The following is a 21,498-nucleotide window of genomic DNA, read 5'->3' as shown; positions in this document are numbered from 1 at the left end:
CTTCCTCGGCGGCTGGCCCATACTCTGACGCTCCGTCAGACAATGCGCCAGGGTCAGGGAGGTCCCGATGTCACTGCTCAACGGCAGGACCGTCGTCGTCTCGGGGGTGGGCGCCGGACTCGGTCACCAGGTCGCCGCCGCGGTCGTGCGGGACGGCGGGAACGCCGTGCTCGGGGCGCGGACCGAGGCGCACCTCGCGAAGAGCGCGGCCGAGATCGATCCCACGGGGACGCGCACGGCGTACCGGGCCACCGACGTCACCGACGAGGCCCGGTGCGAGGCGCTGGCCGAGCTGGCGCGGGAGCGGTTCGGGGGGATCGACGCGGTGGTGCACGTGGCGGCCTGGGACTCGTACTTCGGCGGGATCGAGGACGCGGACTTCGCCACCTGGCAGTCGGTGATCGACGTGAACCTGCTGGGCAGCCTGCGGATGACCCGGGCGTGCCTGCCGGCGCTGAAGGCGGGCGGCGGGTCGGTCGTGTTCATCGGGACGCAGTCCGCCGTGGCGGCCCCCTCGCAGGTGCGGCAGGCGGCGTACGCGGCCTCCAAGGGGGCGCTGACCAGCGCCATGTACTCCCTCGCACGCGAGCTGGGGCCGTACCGGATCCGGGTCAACACCGTGCTGCCGGGCTGGATGTGGGGGCCGCCGGTGCAGGCGTACGTGCAGTTCACCGCGCACACCGAGGGGGTGCCGGAGGAGGAGGTGCTCGGGCGGCTCGCGGAGCGGATGGCACTGCCCGAACTGGCCACGGACGGGGATGTGGCGGACGCCGCGGTGTTCCTGGCCTCGGACCGGGCGCGGGCGATCACCGGACAGTCGTTGCTGGTCAACGCCGGGGAGCTGATGCGCTGAGTTCACATAGATGAACGCAGGACACCATACAGAATTCTTTTACCTCCCTTTGACCCGACGGTTACTTGTCGTGTTCACGCGACAGCGCCCACGATGAGCGCCGAGCCGAACGCCGGGCTGAACCACGGGAGGGCGCACATGAACGGTCTCGACTGGGCCGTGCTCATCGGTTATTTCGGCGTGATGATCGCCATCGGCGTCTGGTCGCACAAGCGCGTCGACGACGTGAGCGACTTCTTCACCGCCGGCGGCAGGATGCCCTGGTGGCTGTCCGGCATCTCGCACCACATGTCGGGCTACAGCGCGGTGATGTTCACCGGGTACGCGGGCATCGCCTACACCTACGGCGTCACCTCGTTCGTCACCTGGTCCTTCCCCATCGCCCTCGGCATCGCGGTCGGCTCGAAGCTGTTCGCGCCGCGCATCAACCGGCTGCGGTCCCGGCTGGGGGTGGCCTCCCCGCTGGAGTACCTGAAGAACCGCTACGACCTCAAAACCCAGCAGGCCCTCGCCTGGTCCGGGATGCTGCTGAAGATCGTCGACGTGGGGGCCAAGTGGGCCGCCATCGCGACCCTGTTGTCCGTGTTCACCGGGCTCTCCCTCAACCAGGGGATCCTCATCACCGGCGCGATCACCGCGGTCTACTGCACGATCGGCGGCCTGTGGGCGGACGCGCTGACCGAACTCGGCCAGTTCGTCATCCAGTTGCTGGCCGGAGTGGCCATGCTGGTCGCCGTCGTGCTGAAGCTGAACGACAAGGGCATCGGAGTGACCGAGGCCTGGGACCAGCCCGCGCTCCAGGGCCACGACAAGCCGCTGGTCGCCCAGTACGGCACCGTGTTCCTGCTCGCGTTCCTCTTCATCAAGCTCTTCGAGTACAACGGCGGGATGCTCAACCAGGCCCAGCGGTACATGGCCACGGCCGGCCCCAAGGAGGCCGAGAGGTCGGCGCGGCTGTCGGCGGTGCTGTGGCTGGTCTGGCCGCTGGTGCTGTTCTACCCGATGTGGATGTCACCGCTGCTCGTGACGTCGAACAAGCCCGACGGCTCCGACTCCTACGCCCTGATGACCGAACAGCTGCTCCCGCACGGCCTGTTGGGGCTCGTCATCGTCGGGTTCTTCTCCCACACGATGGCGATGTGCTCCTCCGACGCCAACGCCATCGCCGCCGTCTTCACCCGGGACTGCGCGCCGGTCATCTGGGCCAGGGCGCGCGAGTGGAACCAGCGGTCGGGGCTGATCGCGGCACGCGTGACGACCGTAGTCTTCCTCGGGCTGTCGATGGCCGCGGCCACCCAGGTCAACTCCCCCGCCTTCAAGGACATCATCACCGTCGTCATCAAGTGGGTGGCCGGTCTGATGGGGCCGATGGCGATCCCGATGATGCTGGGCCTGCTCCGCCCGTTCCGCCGCTCCGGCCCGACGGCGGCGCTGACCAGCTGGGCGATGGGCCTGCTGGCCTTCTGGCTGGTCAACTACCCGATCAACTGGAACGTCGACGGCGGGGTGCCGTTGCAGTACCAGGTGTCGATCCCGCTCGCCGTGTCGCTGGTCCTCTACATCCTGATCGGCTTCCTCAAGCCCGAGGACACCCCGGAACGGCTCGCGGTCATCGAGACCGTCAACACGGACGGCGGCTCCTCGGCCGCGGCGCCCCTCCCGGGCCGGCGGGACGAGGTCTCCACGGCGGCGAAGGAGTGACCGCCGCCCGTCGGGGACGGCGGGCGGCCCCGGCCCTGGGTCAGAAGGCCTCGCGGGGGTAACGGGTCAGCCAGCCGGGAGACGCCCCGGCGGCGTTGTGGAGTGCCGGTCCCTGGGTCATCTCCATGGCGAAGTCGTCGGCCAGCTCCAGCATCGTGGGACGGCCCTCCAGCTCGGCCAGCCAGGCCGGCGGGAGGGCCGTCTCGCCGTGCAGCGCGCCCAGGAGGCCGCCGGCCACGGCCGCGGTCGACGCCGAGGGAGCGCCGTGGTTCACCGCGAGCCGCAGCCCGTGCCGGACGTCCTGCGCGACGAGCGCGCAGTAGACGGCGCCGGACAGCACCGCCTCCGCGGTCCCCGGCCCGGCCAGCTTCTCCACCCTCGCCGGGCCGGGCAGCCCCTGCCGCACCGCGCCCAGCGCGTGCCGCAGCGCCTCCGACACCGGCTCGTGCCCCGGCCGCGCGGACAGCAGGGCCAGCGCGTGCCGCACCGCGCCGTCCAGGCTCTCGCCGCGGGCCAGCGCGTGCACGGTGACCGCGTACGCGCCCGCCGACAGACACGCCGTGGGGTGACCGTGGGTCTGGGCCGCGCACTCGACGGCCAGTTGCGCGACGAGCTGCGGTTCCCAGCCGACGAGCAGCCCGAACGGCACCGAACGCGGCACGACCTCCGGCCCGGCCGCGGCCGGGCTCTTCGGCGAGTCGAGCGTGCCCATCACCTCGTCGCCCAGCCCGAGCAGCAGGGTCCGGGTCGGGTCGCGGCGGACGTAGAGCCACTCCTCGCGGGCCAGCCAGCCGTTGTCCTTGCGGCGCAGGTCGGGGCCCCAGTCGCGCTGGGTGGCGGCCCAGCGCAGATACGCGCGGTGCAGGTCGGTCGGCGGATGCCAGGCGCCGGTGTCCCGGCGGACCTGGGCGCGGATGAGGCCGTCCATCGTGAAGAGGGTCAGCTGGGTGAGGTGGCTGACCGCGCCGCGCCGCCCGTAGGCGGGGGCCAGGTCGACCACGCCCTCGGGCCCGTGTCCCCGCCGGATCTCCTCGGCGTCCAGCCCGTCGACGGGGGCGCCGAGCGCGTCCCCGACGGCCGCGCCGAGCAGCGTGCCGCGCACCCGGCTGCGGAAGTCCTGTTGTTCGGCGCGGCCCCAGACGGGCCCGGCAGTCGCACCCACCACGTCCTCCCGGCCACCGTCCGTACGTACGACATTCGTCACTGTAATCGAACACGTCCGGGTTCCCGCCCCGGGCGCGGCCTGTCGCGTGGAGGGGTCGTGGAGACCTCGCGGGGTAGGAAGCCCCGCATGACCACCCCCACCCCCACCCCCACCCCGACCGCGCGCGGCGCGCACGCCTCACGTGTGCTTCCCCTCACCGCCGCCCTGCTCACCGGCACGGTCGCCCTCTACCTGCTGCTCGTCGCCTTCGGCAACATCACCGACTTCGGCACGAACCGGCAGTTCGTGCGGCATGTGCTGGCGATGGACGACACGTTCGGGGACGACGACCTGATGTGGCGGGCGGTGACGAGCCAGGGCCTCCAGGACGCCGCCTACGTCGCGATCATCGTGTGGGAGACGGCCGCCGGGCTGGTGCTGGCCGCCGGCACCTGGTTCTGGGCGCGGCGGGACGACATACGCGCCCGTACGGTGTCCACGTACGGGCTGGTGATGGTGATGCTGCTGTTCGGCGCCGGGTTCATCGCGATCGGCGGCGAGTGGTTCGCGATGTGGCAGTCGAAGACCTGGAACGGACTGGACGCGGCGACCCGGGCGTTCCTGTTCGCCGGCGTCGTCCTGATCGTCAACCATCTGCCGGCCCGCCAGGACGACGCCCGTCCCTGACATCGGAACACCGGTGACCATGAACGCCGGTGACCTCGGTTCCCGGCCCCGAGGGCCGTGGTCCCTAGTCGACGACCCTGACCTTCGTGCCCGTCTCGCCGAACGCCCACAGCGCCGTGCCGTCCGCCTTGGCCATCCGGATGCCGCCGGTCTGCGCGCCGGCGGCGGCCGGGGGCGGGGAGGAGCCGTCGACGGCGTTGGAGAAGGCGATGTTCACGCCGGACGCGGCGGAGAAGTAGACGACGTGCTCGATCGCCACGCCGTCGGAGCCGGTGACGGCGTCCTTGCGCACGGACACCGTGTAGCTGCCGACGGCCGGGTTCACCGTGCCCGGCCAGACCGTGAAGGCGCGGCGGGCCGTGTCGTCCGCGTCGACCAGCCAGACGCGGTGCTGCCCCAGCGAGTAGACGACGCGGCGGCCCGTGCCCGACTTCTCGGGGACCGTGGCGGCCTGCGAGGGAGCCGACGGCTTCGGCGCGGCCGACGGCTTCGCGCTCGCGGACGCCGAGGCTTTCGGGCCCTTCGCCACCGACGCCGTCGGGTGCGGGCCGTTCTCGGCCTGCGCCGTCAGCACGACGACCGCGGCGATCGCACCGGCGGTCAGGCCGGTGACCCAGGCCCAGGAGGGAAGCCGTCGGGCAGGCACGGGCACGCATCTCCTCAGCTACGGGACCCCCCGACCACGAGGGGTCCGATCATCGTACTGTGGGGATCCCGTAGGGCTGTCCCTCAGTCCAGTACCGGAAGCAGTTCCGGCAGGTGCCCGTCCGACGCCGACGCGGCCCGCCGGCGCTCCTCGGACACCTCGCCGTACAGCGTCGTGCGCGGCCTCGCCGGGCGGCCCGCCGCGTCCGCGACCGCGATCAGGTCCCTGACCGACTTGTAGGAGCCGTACGACGAGCCCGCCATCCGCGAGATCGTCTCCTCCATCAGCGTGCCGCCCAGGTCGTTGGCCCCCGAGCGGAGCATCTCCGCCGCGCCCTGCTCGCCCAGTTTGACCCAGCTGGTCTGGATGTTGGGGATGTGCGGGTGCAGCAGGAGCCGGGCCATCGCCGTCACCGCCCTGTTGTCCCGCATGGTCGGGCCGGGCCGGGAGATGCCCGCCAGGTACACCGGCGCGTTGGTGTGGATGAACGGCAGCGTGACGAACTCCGTGAAGCCGCCCGTGCGTTGCTGGATGCCGGCGAGGGTCCGCAGATGGCCCAGCCAGTGGCGGGGCTGGTCGACATGGCCGTACATCATCGTCGAGGACGACCGGATACCGACCTCGTGCGCCGTCGTGACGACCTCGATCCAGGTCGCCGTCGGCAGTTTGCCCTTGGTCAGCACCCAGCGGACCTCGTCGTCCAGGATCTCGGCCGCCGTGCCGGGGATGGAGTCGAGACCCGCCTCCTTCGCCGCCGTCAGCCACTCGCGGATCGACAGGCCGGTGCGGGTCGCGCCGTTGACCACCTCCATCGGCGAGAAGGCGTGCACATGCATGCCGGGGACGCGTTCCTTCACCGCCCTGGCGATGTCGAAGTAGGCCGTGCCGGGCAGGTCCGGGTGGATGCCGCCCTGCATGCAGACCTCCACCGCGCCCAGGTCCCAGGCCTGTCGGGCCCGGTCGGCGACCTGCTCGAGGGAGAGCGTGTAGGCGTCGGCGTCGGTGCGGCGCTGCGCGAAGGCGCAGAAACGGCAGCCCGTGTAGCAGACGTTGGTGAAGTTGATGTTCCGCGTGACGATGTACGTGACGTCGTCGCCGACGGCCGAGCGGCGGACGTCGTCCGCGACGCGGCACAGGGCGTCCAGGGCCGGGCCGTCCGCGTGGAGCAGCGCGAGGGCCTCGTCGTCGGTGAGCCTCGTCGGGTCGTCGGCGGCCGTCGCGAGAGCCTGCCGCACGTCGGTGTCGATGCGCTCGGGGACCATGCCGGGGGCGGCCGCCTCGCGCAGGGCGGCCCAGTCGCCGTACACCTCGTCGAAGTCGTCGCGCCGGTCGGCGGTGCGGCCTTCGGTGTCGATGGTGCGGTGCAGGTCGGTACGGCCGGACGGCACGAACACCTCCTCCGGCTCCTGCCAGGGGCGGCCCTCGACGACGGCGTCCGGCAGGGCGAGTCCCGTCTCCGGGTCGGCCAGCGCGCGCACGTGCGGGAGCAGCCGCGGGTCCAGCCAGGGCTCGCCGCGGCCCACGAACTCCGGGTACACGCAGAGCCGTTCGCGCAGTTCGAAGCCGGCCGCGGCGGACTTCTCGGCGAGTTCCTCGATCTGCGGCCAGGGCCGCTCGGGGTTGACGTGGTCGATGGTGAGCGGGGACACCCCGCCCCAGTCGTCGACCCCGGCGCCGATCAGCCGCCCGTACTCGCTGTCGACGAGGTTGGGCGGGGCCTGGAGGCAGGCGGACGGGCCCATGACGTGCCGCGCGACGGCCACCGTCGCGATCAGCTCGTCGAGTTCCGCGTCCGGCATCCCGCGCATCGCGGTGTCCGGCTTGGCGCGGAAGTTCTGGATGATCAGCTCCTGGACGCCGTGGTAGGCGCGGGAGACCTTGCGCAGCGCGAACAGGGACTCGGCCCGCTCCTCGTACGTCTCGCCGATGCCGATCAGCAGCCCTGAGGTGAAGGGGACGGAGGAGCGGCCGGCGTCCTCCAGGACGCGCAGCCGGACGGCGGGCTCCTTGTCCGGGGAGCCGTGGTGCGGGCCGCCGGGCTCGGACCACAGCCGGGTCGCGGTGGTCTCCAGCATCATGCCCATGGAGGGCGCGACGGGCTTCAGCCGCTGGAAGTCGGTCCAGGACAGCACGCCCGGGTTGAGGTGCGGGAGCAGCCCCGTCTCCTCCAGGATGCGGATGGAGATCGCGCGGACGTAGGCGATGGTGTCGTCGTAGCCGTGCGCGTCGAGCCATTCCCGGGCTTCGGGCCACCGCTCCTCGGGCTTGTCGCCGAGGGTGACGAGGGCTTCCTTGCAGCCGAGGGCCGCGCCCCTGCGGGCGATGTCGAGCACCTCGTCGGGCGACATGAACATCCCGTGCCCGGCGCGGCGCAGCTTGCCGGGGACGGTGACGAACGTGCAGTAGTGGCACTTGTCCCGGCACAGCCGGGTGAGGGGGATGAAGACGCTCTTCGAGTAGGTGATGACGCCGGGCCGGCCGGCCGCCTCCAGGCCGGCGTCCCGCACCCGGGCGGCGGAGGCGGCGAGGTCTCGCAGCGCCTCGCCGCGCGCCTGGAGCAGCACGGCGGCCTCGGCGACGTCGAGCGCGACGCCGTCCCGGGCCCGTTTGAGGGCGCGCCGCATGGAGTTCTCGGTGGGGCCGCCGGACGGGCCGGGGGTCGAGCCGGGGCCGGTACCGGAGCTCGCGGGAATCGTCATCCTTCGAGCATACGATCACCTTTTCGCAGCAAGGGGCGGGCCCGCCGACTCGACCGCCCACCCCGCCCCCGTCCTCGGCCCCGCACCCGCACGTGAGTATCCGCACCCAGGGCCGGTGCGCGGGCGTACCGATGTCCCGGGCGCCGCGTCCGCCTACGGTCCAGGCATGTCCCAGGAGAACACCCCCACCGTCCCCGCCGTCTCCCCCGCCCCGACCCGGACCCGCACCGCCGCGCGGGCCGTCGGCTTCGGCTGTGCCGTGCTCCTCGCCGTGCCGCTGCTCCTGCTTCTCGCCTTCGTCGTCTGGATCGCCGTCGTGACCAAGGACGCGTCGGACTTCCCTCGCGCCGCTCCCGAGGCGATGGCGAGCCGCGCGGCCGAGCGCTCCCAGGAGGCCTACGGCGTCCTCGGGTTCACGCGCACCCTCGGGCCCGGCGCCGGGCAGCCGGGCGTCTCCGCCGAGAACACCTTCGGCTCGGACGCCTGTTACCGGGGCGGTCTGACGGACGAGGAGGTCGACGGCGCCTACCGCATGCATCACAGCTGGGCCCTCGACCACGTCCCCGCCGGGCAGGCGCGGGCCGGTCTGCGCCGGCTGCGGGACCATCTCGAGGACTCCGGCTGGGACATCACCTCGTACCGGGAGGACGTCTCCGGCGACCGCGCCCTGAAGGCCTCCCGCTCGGAAGGGGAGGAGCGGATGTGGTTCAAGTGGTCCGCCGACCGGGGCTACTTCACCGGCGGAGCCTCCATGGCCTGCGCCGTGGACCCCGGCCGGGGGGACGGCGACGACAGGCCCGGCGACGATCTGACGCCGCCCGACCTGCATCCGTCGACGCCCTGAGTCCGCGGGCCCGGCCGGGGGCCGCCTACAGGAAGGGGGCGAACCCGTCGAGCAGCCCCAGCACCTCCGCCTCGCCCGCCGGCGGCAGCTGCACCACGACCTCCTCGATGCCGAGCTCCGCGTAGTGCGCGAGCTTGCCGGGGGACGGCTGGACGGCGTACGGCACGATCTGGAGAGCCTCCGGCGCGCGGCCGGCGTCCGCCCAGGCGGAGCGCAGCACGGGCAGCGACTCGGACAGGCCGCGTCCGCCGATCGGCAGCCAGCCGTCGGCGTACTCGCAGATGTGCGCGAACAGCTTGGGTCCGGCGGCCCCGCCGATCAGGGTGCGGGGGCCGGTGACCGGGCCGCGCGGCTTCTGCACGGGCTTGGGGTACGCCGTGCTGGCGCGCACGCTCCCGAACTCGCCCTCGTACGCGGTCGGTTCGTCCGCCCACAGCGCCCGCATCAGCCGCATCCGGTCACGGACCAGCTCGCGCCGGGTACGCCACTCGACGCCGTGGTCGGCGGCCTCCTCGACGTTCCACCCATAACCGAGCCCGAGGGTGAGCCGCCCGCCGGAGAGGTGGTCCACGGTCGCGATCTGCTTGGCCAGGTCGATCGGGTCGTGCTGGGCGACGAGCGTGATGCCGGTGCCGAGGCCGAGCGTCTCCGTCACGGCCGCCGCCTGCCCGAGGGCTACGAAGGGGTCCAGGGTGCGGCCGTACTCGCGGGGCAGGTCGCCGCCGGCGGGGTAGGGGGTGGTCCGCTCGACCGGGATGTGCGTGTGCTCGGGCAGATAGAGCCCGGCGAACCCGCGTTCCTCCAGCTCACGGGCGAGACGGACGGGGGTGATCGTCTCGTCGGTGAGGAAGATCGTGACGGCGATGCGCATGGGCGGCCCTTTCACTGCGTACGGCTCGATCGACGGCGTCGTCGCGGACGGCGCCCTCATCTGTACCGGCAGAGGGGCCACGTGTCCATACCGACTGGTCGGCATCGACGCCGAGACACGATCCCTGAGCGCCGACTCCGCGCGGGTGCCCCGTGGAAGGGGCGACTCAGTCGACCACCTGTGGGTCACGGAAGTAGTAGACGACCGTCACCCCCATGCCCGGAGTGTGCGTGTACACGACCGTGATCGCCTCGGCCGAGTCGCGGGCGAGGGGTGTCGTGTAGGTGTATTCCACGGACGGTGGCCGCCAACCCGGGATCTCGCGGCCTGCCGTCGGATCGCGGGCGATCACGGCGAGCGCCTCCCGGACGGCGTCCCGCTCCCCCTCCGTCAGATCGCCGAACGCCTTCCGCGCGGGCTCGGCCTCCTCCAGCGGGACTTCGCTCACGCCTTGCCCTCCCCCGTGCGCGCATCCTCGAGAGCTGCCATGACCTCGGGCGAGTTCCGGATCAGGATCCGGTGCCGGTAGGCCCGCACCACCGCCGCCGCGCCGTCGAAGTCATTGGTCGGAGAGGCTCCTATGGCCGCCGCCAGTTCCTCTTCGAAGCGCTCACGGTCGCCGGGGAAACCGTAGCGGCTCAGGGCGCCGCGCAGGTCGTCCACGGTCCGGATCTCCGGGAGGGGCATCGCTCCCCAGCCGTGCTCGGGCTGTGCGCTCATCGTCTGCTCCTGGTGAACGGGCATGACTCCACTTCCCAGTATGGTGCCGCTCCGCCGGACCGGGCAGCGCGTACTCAGCACTTCGGCTCGCCCCCGCAGTCCGCCCACAGCAGCTTGCCGCCCTTCGACGCGCCCAGGCGGCGCAGCACCGACACCCCCAGCTCGTCCGCGCACGCCCGCACGAGGTGCAGGCCCCGGCCGTTCTCGGCGTCGACCGGCGGGACGGCGTCGAGGGGGTCTCCCTTGAAGCCGGGAGGGACGCGCGGGTCCGCGTCCCAGACGGCGACGCGGACCCCGCCCGGGCGGGTCGACATCAGGCGGAGGGCGTACGGACCCTCCGTGTGGACGTGCGAGTTCGCCAGCAGCTCCGCCGCGACGAGCTCCGCGGTGGGGGTGAGGCCGGGCAGCCCGTGAGCGGCGAGGATCAGCCTGAGGGCGCCCCTGGCGACACCGGGTGCGCGGGGATCGCGGGGAAGGTGCAGGGTGTAGTTCCAGGACGGGGATACGGTGGCCATCGGAAGTCTCCGGTCACTGAGGGGAGTTGGACGGGTGCCTGGTGTCGATGCCGCGGCGTCCCACGGTGCGCTTCCGGGCGGGGGCCCAGGAATGAAGATAGAGGCTCTGCAAATTACATTTGCCAGAACCCGAGATACTCCACTCGCATTTAGCTCATGCGGGTGGCCCAGAATGGAACAGGCGTCCAGGAGGAGCGCACGTGGCCGCAAGACCCCCTCTCACCGCCCGCCGTATCCGACTCGCGGTGGAACTGCGCAAGATGCGGGAACGCGCAGGTCTGACGGCGACGGAGGCCGCGCGCACTCTCGGCACCAGCCAGGGGCAGCTCAGCAATGTGGAGTCCGGTCGATTCGGCGTGAGCCCCTCGCGGGTCAGGGCCCTGGCCCACGCGTACACGTGCTCGGACCCTGTGTTCATCGATGCCCTTGTGGACATGGCATCCGACAGGACACGCGGTTGGTGGGAGACGTTCCGGGATGTGCTTCCACCCTCACTCCTGAACATCGCTGAACTGGAACATCACGCCACGGCGCTGTGGTCCGCCAACACCGCCCACATCCCGGGGTTGCTCCAGACCGCGGACCACGCCCGCGAGATCTTCCGGCAGGTCGTGCCGGAATTCTCCCCCTCGGACGTCGAGCTGCGTGTGAGCCACCGGCTCCAGCGCCAGGCCCTACTGGACCGCGACGATCCGATCCCGTTCCGCGCCGTCGTCCACGAAGCCGCTCTCCGTGTACCCGTCGGCGGCTGCTCCGCAGCCAAGCGACAGTTGGAGCATCTGGTGGAACAGAGCGAACGGGGCCATATCAGCGTCCGTGTGATCCCGTTCGCCATCGGCGCCTATCCGGGGTCCGGGCAGAACATCCACTACGCGTCCGGCCCTGTGCCCCGTCTCGACACGGTCTCGCTGGATCAGTCGCACGGACCTGTGCTCGTATACGCGGAGGCACAGTTGGAGATGTACCGCATCCTGCTTGACCGCATGGAGCGCGTAGCACTGGATCCATCGGAGTCCCGTGACTTCATCAACGACCTCATCCACGACCTGTGAGGGGAACAGATGAACACCCACACCTGGCAGAAGTCCTCCTACTGCGGGCAAGGCGAATCCTGCGTCCATATATCCGCCGCCCCCGACACCATCCACCTCACCGAGTCCGCCGACCCCGCCCGGACCGTCCTCACCACCACCCCCGCCGCCTTCGCCGCCCTGCTCGACGCCGTCAGCGCGCGGTGACCCGGAAAGGAGCACCGCGGACGATGTCCAGCCCCAGTGACTTCCGTTTTCGCGCGACGACCGCCTTCCAGCGGTACCTCGCCAACCCGCTCATGCGCCGGCTGCCGTTCCACACGCTCCTGGAGACCACCGGCCGCGTCTCCGGCCTGCCCCGGCGCACCCCGCTGGGCGGCCGCCGGGTCGGCGACACGTTCTGGCTGGTCTCGGAGTTCGGGGAGCGGTCGCAGTACGTCCGCAACATCCAGGCCGACCCGCGGGTGCGGGTACGCATCGGCGGACGCTGGCACTCCGGCACCGCCCACCTCATGCCCGACGACGACCCGGTCGCCCGCCTGCGCACCCTCCCCCGCGCCAACAGCGCGGCGGTGCGGACGCTGGGCACGGGGCTACTCACGGTGCGGGTGGACCTGGAGACATGACGGTCGCCATGGACGCCGTATGATGATGGCATGACGGTGAACATGACGATGAGCCTGCCCGACGACGTGGCGGCCTTCGTGAAGGCCAAGGGCAACGCCTCTGCTTACACGGCACGCATACTGCGTCGGCAGATGCTCTCCGAGGAGCTGGGAAGGTCCGAGCGTGTGCGCGCGGAGGCCGGCATAGTGACGACGGCCGCTGAGCCCGCCGAAAGCGAAGAGGCGACCTTGGAGCGTTGGGGCCGGGTGGCGGGCCGGTGAAACGTGGCCATGTCTACGCGTTGTCCTTTGCCGGAGGGCCTGCACACGTTCTGGTGATCTCGTCCGACGCACTCAACACCCAGCACAAGTCGGCGACCTGCGTGCTGGTCTACCCCCAGCAGGTACGGGAGCCGACACTCGTGGACATCCCGGTGGATTCGCCCTCGGTCGGCACGATCGTGCTGGGCGAGTTCCGGACCCTGTCCGCCGTTCGGTTCACCGACGATCTGGGCCCGGTGGGCGAGCGGGTCATGGAAGCCGTCGAGATCGGACTGCGTGCCGTGCTCGACCTGTGAGCCCGGGCGGGCAGGCCGCCCGAGGGCCCGTTGTCCGGCCGGGCTCACCCCGGCCAGACGATCGCCTGCACCTCGCTGTACGCGTGCAGCGCGTACGAGCCGACGTCGCGGCCGACGCCGCTCCTCTTGAAGCCGCCGAACGGCGCTTCCATGTTGCGGCCGACGGTGTTGATCCCGACGCCGCCGGCCCGCAGCCGCCGGGCCACCCGGAACGCCTTCGCCACGTCCGCGGACCACACGTAGTCGATCAGGCCGTAGTCGCTGTCGTTGGCGAGGGCGACGCCCTCCTCCTCCTCGTCGAAGGGGATGACGACGACCACCGGGCCGAAAATCTCCTCCCGGGCCACCCGCATGCCGTTGGCGCAGTCCGCGAGCAGGGTCGGGGCGACGTAGAAGCCGCGCTCCAGCGGCGGGCGTTCGCCGCCCGTCACCACCACCGCGCCCTCCTTGCGGCCGAGTTCGACGTACGACTCGACCCGGTCCCGGTGCGCGGCCGAGATCACCGGGCCGACCACCGTGTCCGCCTCCCTCGGGTCGCCGACCTTCAACCGGCCCGCGTACGAGACGAGTTGCTCGACCAGCCGGTCGTACACGCCCCGCTGTGCCAGCACCCGCGTCGGGGCCGTGCAGATCTGGCCGCTGTAGAAGGAGAACGTGGTGCCGATGCCCGCGACCGCCGAGGCGACGTCCGCGTCGTCGAGGACGACCGCCGCGCCCTTGCCGCCCAGCTCCATCAGCTGGCGTTTCATCTGCCGTCCGCACACCTCGGCGATGCGCTGTCCGACGGCCGTGGAGCCGGTGAAGCTCACCATGTCGACGTCCGGCGACGACACGGCCGTCTCGCCGATCCCGACGGCGCGCCCCGAGACGACGTTCACCACCCCGCGCGGCACGCCCGCCTCCTCCAGGGCCTCCGCCATCCGGTAGACGGACAGGGGGTCCTGCGGGGCGGGTTTGACCACGACCGTGTTGCCCATCGCCAGGGCGGGGGCGATCTTCCCGGCCGGGTTCGCCCACGGGTTGTTGTAGGAGGTGACGCAGGTGACGACGCCGACGGGCTGGCGGACGGCCAGCGCGCCCATCACCCCGGCCCTCCCCATCGGGCCCGCCTCGTTGATCTGCGGCGGGACCGGCCACTCGGCGGGCTCCACGCGCGCGTAGCGCCGGAAGCGGGCCGCACCCACCCCGACCTGCATGCCGCGCGCGGTGCCGGTCGTCGCGCCCGTCTCCGCCCGGGCCAGCTCGGCGTACGGCAGCAGCCGGGCCCGCACGATGTCGGCCGCCCGGCCGAGGATCGCCGCCCGCTCCTCCGCCGGGGTGCGCGACCACGGGCCGAACGCCTCGCGGGCCGCAGCGCACGCCTCGCGGGCCTGGTCCGGGGAGGCCTCGGGGGCCCACCCGACGGTCCCCTCGGTGGCCGGGTCGACGACCTCGTAGTGGCCGCCGTCCGGTTCCCGCCAGGCGCCGTCGATGAACAGCCGCTGCCCCTCGCTCACCTCGTGCTCACCGTCCGGGTGTCCCGGCCCGAGCGCAGCACCCGGCCCGGCACCGCGCCCGTCACCACGTCGTCGCGGATGACCGCCACGCCGTTGACCCAGACGGCCCGCACGCCGATCGCCTTCGAGTCCAGCCGCGGACTGTCACCCGGCAGGTCGTGCACCAGGGTGGCCTTGCCCGCGTCGATCCGCTCCGGGTCGAACAGGACCAGGTCCGCATGGAAGCCCTCCTGGATCCGGCCCCGTTCCCGCAGGCCGAAGAGCCGCGCCGGGTCGTCGGTGAGCATCTTCACCGCCTGCTCCAGACCGGCCAGCCTTCGGCCGCGCAGACAGTCGCCCAGGAAGCGGGTGGTGTACGGCGCGCCGCACATCCGGTCCAGGTGCGCGCCCGCGTCGGAGCCGCCGAGCAGGACGTCCTCATGGCTCCAGGTCTGCGCGCGCAGCGCCCACGAGTCGGGGTCGTTGTCCGTGGGCATCGGCCACAGGACCGTGCGCAGTTCGTCGGCCGCGCAGATCTCGACCAGGCACGAGAACGGGTCGAGGCCGCGTTCGGCGGCGATGTCGCGGACGACCCGGCCGGTGAGGCCCTCGTTCGCCGCGCTGTAGGTGTCGCCGATGACGTACCGCCCGAAGTCGGCCAGCCGCCGGAAGACGCCCGCCTCCCGGGAGTCGGCCCGCCGCAGCATCTCGGCCCGCACGGCCGGGTCCCGCAGCCTCTCGATCCGCTCCGGGACGGGCAGGTTCAGGACCGGTCCCCAGCCCGGGATCAGGTTCAGCGCGCAGAACGTGCCCAGGGACATGTTCATCGGCGTGAGGATCGGCATGGTGAGCGCCACGACCCTGCCGCCCGCCTTGCGGGCCCGCTCGCTCGCCGTGAGCTGCCGGGGCACCCGCTCCGGGACGGCCGCGTCGACGGTGAGGACGTTCCAGTTCAGGGGACGTCCGGCCGCCGCGCTCATCTCGGCGAACAGGTCGATCTCGGCGTCGCTGAACTGGTCCAGACAGCCGGCGACGATGGCCTCGATCTGGGTGCCCTCGTGCTCGCCGACGGCCCGTGACAGCGCCAGCAGTTCGGCGGGCAGGGCGTGCCGGGAGGCGACGGGCCGGCCGTCGCCGTCGGAGTGGGTGGACGACTGGGTGGTGGAGAAGCCCCACGCCCCCGCGTCCATCGCCTCGTGCAACAGCCGTACGATCTGGTCCAGTTGCTCCTCGCTGGGCTGTCCGCCCACCGCGTCCGGCCCCATCACGTACCGGCGCAGGGCGCAGTGCCCCACCATGAACCCGGCGTTGACGGCGATCCGCCCTTCGAGGGCGTCGAGGTACTCGCCGAACCCGTGCCAATTCCAGGGCGCGCCCTCTTCCAGCGCGACCAGGGACATGCCCTCCACCTTGGACATCATCCGCCGGGTGTAGTCGGCGTCCTCGGGGCGGGCGGGGTTGAGCGGTGCGAGCGTGAAGCCGCAGTTCCCGGCCGCGACCGTGGTCACGCCGTGGTTGAGCGAGGGGGTGGCGTACGGGTCCCAGAAGAGCTGGGCGTCGTAGTGCGTGTGCGGATCGACGAAGCCGGGCGCGAGGACGAGCCCGGCGGCGTCCTCTGCGGTACGGGACTCCTCGGCGACCGTCCCGACGACGGCGATCCGTCCGTCGCGGATCCCGACGTCGGCGGTGAAGGCGGGCGCGCCGGTCCCGTCGACGACGGTCGCGCCCCTGATGACGTGATCGAGCATGAGAGCTCCTCCTCAACTCCGTTGCGGGCGGCACCGCTCAGGGGCGCGGGGAACTGCGCGACCGGCCACGACGGGCTCGCGGCCGCGGATCGACCCGCACCCCGACGGCGACAGCGCGCCCACAGGCCGCGACAGCGACTACGCGCCCTGCCGGAACCGCGTCGTCCGGTGGACGGGATCCGTGTCGATCCTCGGGATCACGTGCTCCCCGATCAGCCGGATCGTCTGCAGTGTCTGCTCCTTCGGCACGCCCACCGGCAGCCCGAAGGACAGCTGGTCCGCGCCCGCCTGCTCCCACCGCTTGCACTGCCGCGTCACCTCGTCGGGGTCGCCGCAGATCAGCAGCTCCTCCTCGATGAGGAGTTCGACGAACTCGGCGTTGTACTCGGGGAGCGTCTCGGGCCAGGCGGGGAAGCCCTCGGGGCGCGGGAAGGTGTCGTGGTAGCGGAACACGAGCGAGGGCAGGTAGTGCAGTTCGCCCTCGACGGCGATCCGGATCGCCTCGTCGTGCGTGGGCGCGCAGATCGCCGTCGTCGTCACCATCACGTTGTCGTTGACGAAGTCGCCGACGGGCTCGGCGTTCACGACGGCCGTCTTGTACTGCTCCAGCACCCACTCCATGTCGGACACCTTCTGGATGCTGAAGCCCAGCACCCCGAGGCCCTTCTTCGCGGCCATCGCGTACGAGGGCGGGGATCCGGCCGCGTACCACATCGCCGGGTGCGACTTCCCGTACGGCTTCGGCAGGATCTTGCGCGGCGGCAGCTGCCAGTGCTTGCCCTGGAAGCCGGCGTACTCGTCCTGGAGCCACATCTTGGGGAACTCGGCGATGGTCTCCTCCCAGATCTCCTTCGTGTGGTTCATGTCGGTGATGCCGGGGAGGAAGCCGAGGATCTCGTGGGAACCGGCGCCGCGGCCGGAGCCGAACTCGAAGCGGTTGCCGGTGAGGTGGTCGAGCATGGCGACCTTCTCGGCGACCTTGACCGGGTGGTTGACCTGGGCGAGCGGGTTGAAGATGCCCGAGCCGAGGTGGATGCGGTCGGTGGCGTGGGCGAGGTAGCCGAGGTAGACGTCGTTGGCGGAGAGGTGCGAGTACTCCTCCAGGAAGTGGTGCTCGGAGGCCCAGGCGTACTTGAAGCCGGACTTGTCCGCCTGGATGACGTACTCGGTCTCCTCCATCAGCGCCTTGTGCTCGGCGAGCGGGTCGCTCTCACCGCGCTTGCCCACGTATCCCTGTACAAAGAGCCCGAATTCCACGGAGGTTCACCGTCCCCGGTTCTGATGTCCCATGGTTTCTCACAGCACTTCTGACGATCCGTCAGTTCAGTGGCCCGACTGTCGCACCCCCCGCACGGAGGGTCAATACCTGACGTGCAGTCAGATGAGGCCTCAGACGACGCTGACCCCCGCCAGCCACCCGCCGTCGATCACGAAGGGCTGGCCGGTGATGTAGGAGGAGTCGTCGCAGGAGAGGAACAGCGCGAGCCGGGCGACCTCCTCCGGGCGGCCGATCCGGCCCAGCGGCACGAGCTTGCGGTACAGCCCGTCGACGGCCTTGGCGGTCTCCTCCCGGTCCGCGTCCGGGTCGAGCAGGGACGGGTTGGACATGGCGGTGTCGATCGCGCCGGGGCAGACCGCGTTGACCCGGATGCCGCGCGGGGCGAGCTCCAGGGCGGCGACGCGGGTGAGACCGAGGACCGCGTGCTTGGTCGCCGCGTACGAGCCCACCGCCGCCATCCCGGTCACGGCGGTGTACGACGCCGTGTTGACGATCGTGCCGCCGTCGGTCATCACCGGCGCGACCGTCTTGACGCCGAGGAAGCAGCCGACCTGGTTGACCTGCACGACCTGCATGAACTCGTCGAGAGGCGTGTCGGTGAGGGCGTTGAAGCGCAGGATGCCGGCATTGTTGACCAGACCGTCTATCCGGCCGTGGGCCTCCCGCGCGGCGCGCACGGCCGACTGCCAGGCGTCCTCCCGCCCCACGTCGAGGTGGACGTACAGCGCTCCGATCTCCGCGGCGAGCGCCTCACCCTGTTCGTCCAGGACGTCGGCGATCACCACCTCGGCCCCCTCCGCCCGGAACAGCCGGGCCTCCTGCTCCCCCTGGCCGCGCGCGGCGCCGGTCACGAGGACGACGCGTCCGTCGAGCTTTCCCATGCCGAACCCCTTCGCATCGCATCACTGGAGCTCAGCATCGTACCGCTGAAACTGACGATGCGTCAGATAGGGTCGACTACGAGGGAATCGACACACCGGCGATCCCCCGCCCCGGACACCCCACGGAGCCACCGGGGGTCCGCCGGACCCCTCGTGCCGGACGCCGAAGCGGGTGCGCGACGCCCGGTACGCGCCCATGCCACAGACCCGCGCGCGGGAGGCGGGCGGTATTCGCCGCCGTAGGTGCGTAGGGTGACGCGGATGCGAATAGCCGTGTCCTCCGGTCGGCGTGCCGGATACCGAAGCCGGCCGGTGCGGACCCTGATCTCGGCGCTGGCGCTGTTGTTCCTCTTCTCCGTCTATGACGACATGCGGGCACGGATCGTCTTCGACCCCGCCTTCGACAAGGAGGCCTTCGTCGGGGACTGGGTGCCGGTCTGCTCCGGAGCCCTGGCAGGGGCGATGGCCGTACTGGCCTTGGTGCGCGATTCCCGATGGGTCCCGCGGGTCGCGCTGGTGGCCTGCGCCGGAACCTTCGCGGCCACGGTGGCCTACCGCCTGCTGCCGGTGAACATGGTGACCAGCGAGAGCAGCGGCGGCGAACTCATCGGCCTGCTGGTCCTCCTCGCCGTGGCGGTGCGCCGCTGCACGCCCCGGTGGGTCCCCGTGATCGTGGCGGCCTTGGGCATCAGCGTGTTCTCCGTCCCGGTGCTGCGGGACTCGGATCCCGGCGAATTCTTCGAAAGCACCCTGCTGGAGCTGGCCCTGGCCTTCGTCTGCGGCCTGGTGCTGCGCCTCTACGACGTCCAACAGGAACGCACCGGACAGCTGGTCCGGCAGGAGGAACGGCTCGCGCTCGCCCGCGACCTGCACGACACCGTGGCCCATCAGGTGACCGCGATCGTGGTGCAGCTGCAGGCCGTGCGCCATGTCACCGGCCGCGGCACCCACGACCCGCGGATGCTGAACGAGATGCTCGAGGCCGTCGAGCACGCGGGCGGCGAGGCGCTGACGTCGATGCGGCGTCTGGTCGGTTCGATGCGCGGTGACGAGACCCCGCGGCATCCGGAGAACCTCGGCGAGGTGCTGACCCGCATCGTGGACGAGGCACGGGCGACGGGACTGCCGATCCGGCTGGACCTCGGACAGGAGCTGCCGGGGGACGTCCCCACGGAGGTCACCGGCGGACTGAGCCGCGTCCTGCAGGAAGCCCTGACCAACGCCCAGCGCTATGCGCGCGGAGCGCGGTCGGTCGACGTGTCCGCCCGGGTCGCGGCACGCCACGCCGAACTGGTCGTCGAGGACGACGGACAAGGCTCTCCGTCCGGACACCGCGGCAGCCTCGGACGGCTCGGCGGCGGCTTCGGCATCATGGGCATGCGGGAGCGGATCGAGCTGCTCGGCGGCACCTTCGAGGCGGGGCGCCGGCCCGAAGGCGGGTGGCGGGTCCACGCCTCCGTACCGCTGCACCCCGACGAGGCTTCACGGAACGCCCGTGCCCACGGGCGGCACGCCGTACGATCCGGGTTGCGGCTACGGGAGGGCAGGACGGCATGACCATACGCATCCTGGTCGCGGACGATCAGTATCTGGTGCGTGCCGGGTTCCGCATGGTGCTGTCGGCCGAGCCCGAAATGGAGGTGGTGGCCGAGGCCGCCGACGGGGCCTCGGCTTTGTCGCTCGCCCGCGAATTGAGGCCGGATGTGTGTCTCGTGGACATCCGGATGCCTCCGCCCGACGGTCTGGAGGTCACCCGCCGACTGGCCGGCGGCGGTCGTCCCGGAGCACCGAAGGTGGTCGTGGTCACCACCTTCGACCTCGACGAGTACGTCTACACGGCGCTGTCGAACGGAGCGTCGGGCTTCCTCCTCAAGGACGCCGGTCCGGTGCTGCTGACCGAGGCCGTCCGGGCGGCCGTCCGCGGGGACGCCATGGTCGCCCCGCAGATCACCCTCCGTCTGCTGCAGCACTTCACCCAGGCGCGGCGACGCGGCGCGGCCGAGCCGGCCGAACCGCTGACCGACCGCGAGGAGGAGGTCGTCCAGGGCATCGCCCGCGGACTGACCAACCCGGAGATCGCCGCCGAGCTGTACATCGCGCCCAGCACCGTCAAGACGCATCTGGGGTCGGTCCAGGCGAAGCTGGGCCTGCGCAACAGGGTCGAGGTCGCGGCCTGGGCCTTCCGCTCGGGGCGTGCCGAATAGCGATCGCGCCGTAGGAGCGGTCCCGCCGGAGCAGCGCCCCGGCGGTCATCGCGGTCGGGCCGGAACGGCGGTCCCGCGGCGATCTCCCCCGATCGGGGGATGCGGTGCCGGATGTTCGGGGGATCCGCCGGCGGGTGGCCGGGCGGGAGGCTCATGGAGGTCGTCATCAGCGGCGACACCCTCTGCCAGGAGGGGCAATCCATCGAGCGTCCACCGAGGATCGGCATGCACGCAACCCTGCCCCCTTCCGCCCCGGAGAGCTACGCGGCCCACGCCACCGACCTGACGAAGGTGTACGGCACGGGGGACACCCGTGTGGTGGCCCTCGACGCGGTCACGGTCGGCTTCGTCCGGAGCCGGTTCACCGCGATCATGGGTCCCTCCGGATCGGGGAAGTCCACCCTGATGCACTGCATGGCCGGTCTCGACTCGCTGTCGTTCGGGTCGGTCCGCCTCGGCGACACGGAGATCGGCTCCCTGAACGACCGTCAGCTCACCCGGCTGCGCCGCGACCGCATCGGCTTCGTCTTCCAGGCGTTCAACCTGCTGCCCACCCTGAGCGCCGTGGAGAACATCACCCTCCCCATGGACATCGCGGGCCGCAAGCCGGACCGGGCCTGGCTGGAGAGCATCGTCCAGACCGTCGGCCTGGCCGACCGGCTCGACCACCGGCCGGGCCAGCTCTCCGGCGGCCAGCAGCAGCGCGTCGCCGTCGCCCGCGCGCTGGCCGGGCGGCCCGACATCGTCTTCGCCGACGAGCCCACCGGCAACCTGGACTCCCGCAGCGGGGCCGAGATCCTCGAGTTCCTGCGCGGCTCCACGAGCGCGCTGGGCCAGACCGTCGTCATGGTCACCCACGACCCCGTCGCCGCCTCCTACGCGGACCGCGTCGTCTTCCTCGCCGACGGGCGCATCGTCGACGAACTCCACGCGCCCACCGCCGAGGCCGTCCTGGAGCGGATGGCACGCCTGACACCCGCGCACCAGGTCTGACGCCCGCGCCACGCCTGACGTCCG

At 71.7% G+C, this 21,498-nt stretch carries 23 protein-coding genes; 12 read left to right on the top strand and 11 right to left on the bottom strand.

Annotated features, from left to right (window positions below; all coding sequences use genetic code 11):
- Positions 1-67 precede the first annotated feature (67 nt).
- On the top strand, positions 68-853 hold the full coding sequence (locus IE239_RS16540; RefSeq protein ID WP_190150077.1) for an SDR family oxidoreductase: 786 nt from the start codon (positions 68-70) through the stop codon (positions 851-853).
- Positions 854-991: 138 nt separating this feature from the next.
- Complete coding sequence (locus IE239_RS16535; protein WP_190150132.1) at positions 992-2,554, top strand: sodium:solute symporter family protein; 1,563 nt, start codon at positions 992-994, stop codon at positions 2,552-2,554.
- 40 nt (positions 2,555-2,594) lie between these two features.
- Here the strand turns inward: IE239_RS16535 and IE239_RS16530 are convergent, their stop codons facing one another.
- On the bottom strand, positions 2,595-3,716 hold the full coding sequence (locus IE239_RS16530) for an ADP-ribosylglycohydrolase family protein (protein WP_190150076.1): 1,122 nt from the start codon (positions 3,714-3,716) through the stop codon (positions 2,595-2,597).
- A gap of 129 nt (positions 3,717-3,845) precedes the next feature.
- On the opposite strand from IE239_RS16530, the gene IE239_RS16525 reads away from it, so the two are divergent.
- Complete coding sequence (locus tag IE239_RS16525) at positions 3,846-4,385, top strand: DUF2165 domain-containing protein (RefSeq protein ID WP_190150075.1); 540 nt, start codon at positions 3,846-3,848, stop codon at positions 4,383-4,385.
- A 64-nt stretch (positions 4,386-4,449) separates the two neighbouring features.
- Here the strand turns inward: IE239_RS16525 and IE239_RS16520 are convergent, their stop codons facing one another.
- Positions 4,450-5,037, bottom strand: coding sequence for a hypothetical protein (locus tag IE239_RS16520; protein WP_190150074.1), 588 nt, complete (start codon positions 5,035-5,037; stop codon positions 4,450-4,452).
- A gap of 77 nt (positions 5,038-5,114) precedes the next feature.
- Complete coding sequence (locus IE239_RS16515) at positions 5,115-7,730, bottom strand: bifunctional FO biosynthesis protein CofGH (protein ID WP_190150073.1); 2,616 nt, start codon at positions 7,728-7,730, stop codon at positions 5,115-5,117.
- A gap of 166 nt (positions 7,731-7,896) precedes the next feature.
- Between IE239_RS16515 and IE239_RS16510 the strand changes: the two genes are divergently transcribed.
- A complete protein-coding gene (locus IE239_RS16510; RefSeq protein WP_229878123.1) occupies positions 7,897-8,574 on the top strand; it encodes a hypothetical protein in 678 nt (225 codons plus the stop codon).
- Between the two features lie 25 nt (positions 8,575-8,599).
- Here IE239_RS16510 and IE239_RS16505 read toward each other — a convergent pair whose 3' ends face one another.
- The 4 genes from IE239_RS16505 to IE239_RS16490 all read right to left on the bottom strand — a co-directional run bounded on the left by IE239_RS16505 (position 8,600) and on the right by IE239_RS16490 (position 10,680).
- Positions 8,600-9,445, bottom strand: coding sequence for an LLM class F420-dependent oxidoreductase (locus IE239_RS16505; RefSeq protein ID WP_190150072.1), 846 nt, complete (start codon positions 9,443-9,445; stop codon positions 8,600-8,602).
- 166 nt (positions 9,446-9,611) lie between these two features.
- A complete protein-coding gene (locus IE239_RS16500; RefSeq protein WP_190150071.1) occupies positions 9,612-9,893 on the bottom strand; it encodes a hypothetical protein in 282 nt (93 codons plus the stop codon).
- A complete protein-coding gene (locus IE239_RS16495) occupies positions 9,890-10,165 on the bottom strand; it encodes a hypothetical protein (protein WP_190150070.1) in 276 nt (91 codons plus the stop codon). Before IE239_RS16495 ends, IE239_RS16500 begins: the two co-directional genes overlap by 4 nt.
- A 74-nt stretch (positions 10,166-10,239) precedes the next feature.
- Positions 10,240-10,680, bottom strand: a complete 441-nt coding sequence (locus IE239_RS16490; RefSeq protein WP_190150069.1) for an ATP-binding protein — start codon at positions 10,678-10,680, stop codon at positions 10,240-10,242.
- Positions 10,681-10,880: 200 nt separating this feature from the next.
- Here IE239_RS16490 and IE239_RS16485 point away from each other — a divergent pair, with 200 nt between their 5' ends.
- Genes IE239_RS16485 through IE239_RS16465 form a run of 5 tightly spaced genes read left to right on the top strand, consistent with a single transcriptional unit; the run spans position 10,881 to position 12,894 of the window.
- Positions 10,881-11,732, top strand: coding sequence for a helix-turn-helix domain-containing protein (locus tag IE239_RS16485; RefSeq protein WP_190150068.1), 852 nt, complete (start codon positions 10,881-10,883; stop codon positions 11,730-11,732).
- Between the two features lie 9 nt (positions 11,733-11,741).
- Complete coding sequence (locus tag IE239_RS16480) at positions 11,742-11,918, top strand: DUF397 domain-containing protein (protein WP_190150067.1); 177 nt, start codon at positions 11,742-11,744, stop codon at positions 11,916-11,918.
- Positions 11,919-11,941: 23 nt separating this feature from the next.
- Positions 11,942-12,337, top strand: a complete 396-nt coding sequence (locus IE239_RS16475; protein WP_190150066.1) for a nitroreductase family deazaflavin-dependent oxidoreductase — start codon at positions 11,942-11,944, stop codon at positions 12,335-12,337.
- 30 nt (positions 12,338-12,367) lie between these two features.
- Complete coding sequence (locus tag IE239_RS16470; protein ID WP_190150065.1) at positions 12,368-12,598, top strand: hypothetical protein; 231 nt, start codon at positions 12,368-12,370, stop codon at positions 12,596-12,598.
- A complete protein-coding gene (locus IE239_RS16465) occupies positions 12,595-12,894 on the top strand; it encodes a type II toxin-antitoxin system PemK/MazF family toxin (RefSeq protein ID WP_268254511.1) in 300 nt (99 codons plus the stop codon). Before IE239_RS16470 ends, IE239_RS16465 begins: the two co-directional genes overlap by 4 nt.
- Positions 12,895-12,938: 44 nt before the next feature.
- On the opposite strand, the gene IE239_RS16460 is transcribed toward IE239_RS16465, so the two are convergent.
- From IE239_RS16460 to IE239_RS16445, 4 genes are all read right to left on the bottom strand, one after another.
- The gene (locus IE239_RS16460) at positions 12,939-14,390 is read right to left on the bottom strand and encodes an aldehyde dehydrogenase family protein (RefSeq protein WP_190150064.1); all 1,452 of its coding nucleotides are present in this window, start codon (positions 14,388-14,390) and stop codon (positions 12,939-12,941) included.
- Entirely contained in the window at positions 14,387-16,117 is a 1,731-nt protein-coding gene (locus IE239_RS16455) for an N-acyl-D-amino-acid deacylase family protein (protein ID WP_190150063.1), read from the bottom strand. The genes IE239_RS16460 and IE239_RS16455 overlap by 4 nt, the downstream gene beginning before the upstream one ends.
- Before the next feature lie 138 nt (positions 16,118-16,255).
- Positions 16,256-17,374, bottom strand: coding sequence for an LLM class flavin-dependent oxidoreductase (locus IE239_RS16450; protein WP_190150062.1), 1,119 nt, complete (start codon positions 17,372-17,374; stop codon positions 16,256-16,258).
- A 132-nt stretch (positions 17,375-17,506) separates the two neighbouring features.
- Positions 17,507-18,277, bottom strand: coding sequence for an SDR family NAD(P)-dependent oxidoreductase (locus IE239_RS16445; RefSeq protein WP_190150061.1), 771 nt, complete (start codon positions 18,275-18,277; stop codon positions 17,507-17,509).
- Between the two features lie 261 nt (positions 18,278-18,538).
- On the opposite strand from IE239_RS16445, the gene IE239_RS16440 reads away from it, so the two are divergent.
- From IE239_RS16440 to IE239_RS16430, 3 genes are all read left to right on the top strand, one after another.
- A complete protein-coding gene (locus IE239_RS16440; protein WP_229878122.1) occupies positions 18,539-19,834 on the top strand; it encodes a sensor histidine kinase in 1,296 nt (431 codons plus the stop codon).
- Entirely contained in the window at positions 19,831-20,481 is a 651-nt protein-coding gene (locus IE239_RS16435; RefSeq protein WP_190150059.1) for a response regulator, read from the top strand. The genes IE239_RS16440 and IE239_RS16435 overlap by 4 nt, the downstream gene beginning before the upstream one ends.
- Positions 20,482-20,706: 225 nt before the next feature.
- Positions 20,707-21,474: an ABC transporter ATP-binding protein gene (locus IE239_RS16430; RefSeq protein WP_190150131.1), complete on the top strand. Its 768-nt coding sequence runs from the start codon at positions 20,707-20,709 to the stop codon at positions 21,472-21,474.
- Positions 21,475-21,498 lie beyond the last annotated feature (24 nt).

Origin of the sequence: Streptomyces humidus (assembly GCF_014649655.1) — a bacterium.
In the GTDB taxonomy this organism is placed as follows: domain Bacteria; phylum Actinomycetota; class Actinomycetes; order Streptomycetales; family Streptomycetaceae; genus Streptomyces; species Streptomyces humidus.
The sequence above is the reverse complement of the archived record's forward strand: the minus strand, read 5'-3'. Positions and strand labels throughout refer to the sequence as shown.

Excerpts from the sequence above, each read along its gene's own strand:
- IE239_RS16475 (WP_190150066.1), top strand. The coding sequence starts at position 11,942 with ATGTCCAGCCCCAGTGACTTCCGTTTTCGCGCGACGACCGCCTTCCAG.
- IE239_RS16440 (WP_229878122.1), top strand. The coding sequence starts at position 18,539 with ATGCGAATAGCCGTGTCCTCCGGTCGGCGTGCCGGATACCGAAGCCGG.
- IE239_RS16510 (WP_229878123.1), top strand. The coding sequence starts at position 7,897 with ATGTCCCAGGAGAACACCCCCACCGTCCCCGCCGTCTCCCCCGCCCCG.
- IE239_RS16470 (WP_190150065.1), top strand. The coding sequence starts at position 12,368 with ATGACGGTGAACATGACGATGAGCCTGCCCGACGACGTGGCGGCCTTC.
- IE239_RS16455 (WP_190150063.1), bottom strand. The coding sequence starts at position 16,117 with ATGCTCGATCACGTCATCAGGGGCGCGACCGTCGTCGACGGGACCGGC.
- IE239_RS16525 (WP_190150075.1), top strand. The coding sequence starts at position 3,846 with ATGACCACCCCCACCCCCACCCCCACCCCGACCGCGCGCGGCGCGCAC.
- IE239_RS16490 (WP_190150069.1), bottom strand. The coding sequence starts at position 10,680 with ATGGCCACCGTATCCCCGTCCTGGAACTACACCCTGCACCTTCCCCGC.
- IE239_RS16505 (WP_190150072.1), bottom strand. The coding sequence starts at position 9,445 with ATGCGCATCGCCGTCACGATCTTCCTCACCGACGAGACGATCACCCCC.
- IE239_RS16435 (WP_190150059.1), top strand. The coding sequence starts at position 19,831 with ATGACCATACGCATCCTGGTCGCGGACGATCAGTATCTGGTGCGTGCC.
- IE239_RS16535 (WP_190150132.1), top strand. The coding sequence starts at position 992 with ATGAACGGTCTCGACTGGGCCGTGCTCATCGGTTATTTCGGCGTGATG.
- IE239_RS16430 (WP_190150131.1), top strand. The coding sequence starts at position 20,707 with ATGCACGCAACCCTGCCCCCTTCCGCCCCGGAGAGCTACGCGGCCCAC.
- IE239_RS16515 (WP_190150073.1), bottom strand. The coding sequence starts at position 7,730 with ATGACGATTCCCGCGAGCTCCGGTACCGGCCCCGGCTCGACCCCCGGC.
- IE239_RS16480 (WP_190150067.1), top strand. The coding sequence starts at position 11,742 with ATGAACACCCACACCTGGCAGAAGTCCTCCTACTGCGGGCAAGGCGAA.
- IE239_RS16495 (WP_190150070.1), bottom strand. The coding sequence starts at position 10,165 with ATGAGCGCACAGCCCGAGCACGGCTGGGGAGCGATGCCCCTCCCGGAG.
- IE239_RS16445 (WP_190150061.1), bottom strand. The coding sequence starts at position 18,277 with ATGGGAAAGCTCGACGGACGCGTCGTCCTCGTGACCGGCGCCGCGCGC.
- IE239_RS16540 (WP_190150077.1), top strand. The coding sequence starts at position 68 with ATGTCACTGCTCAACGGCAGGACCGTCGTCGTCTCGGGGGTGGGCGCC.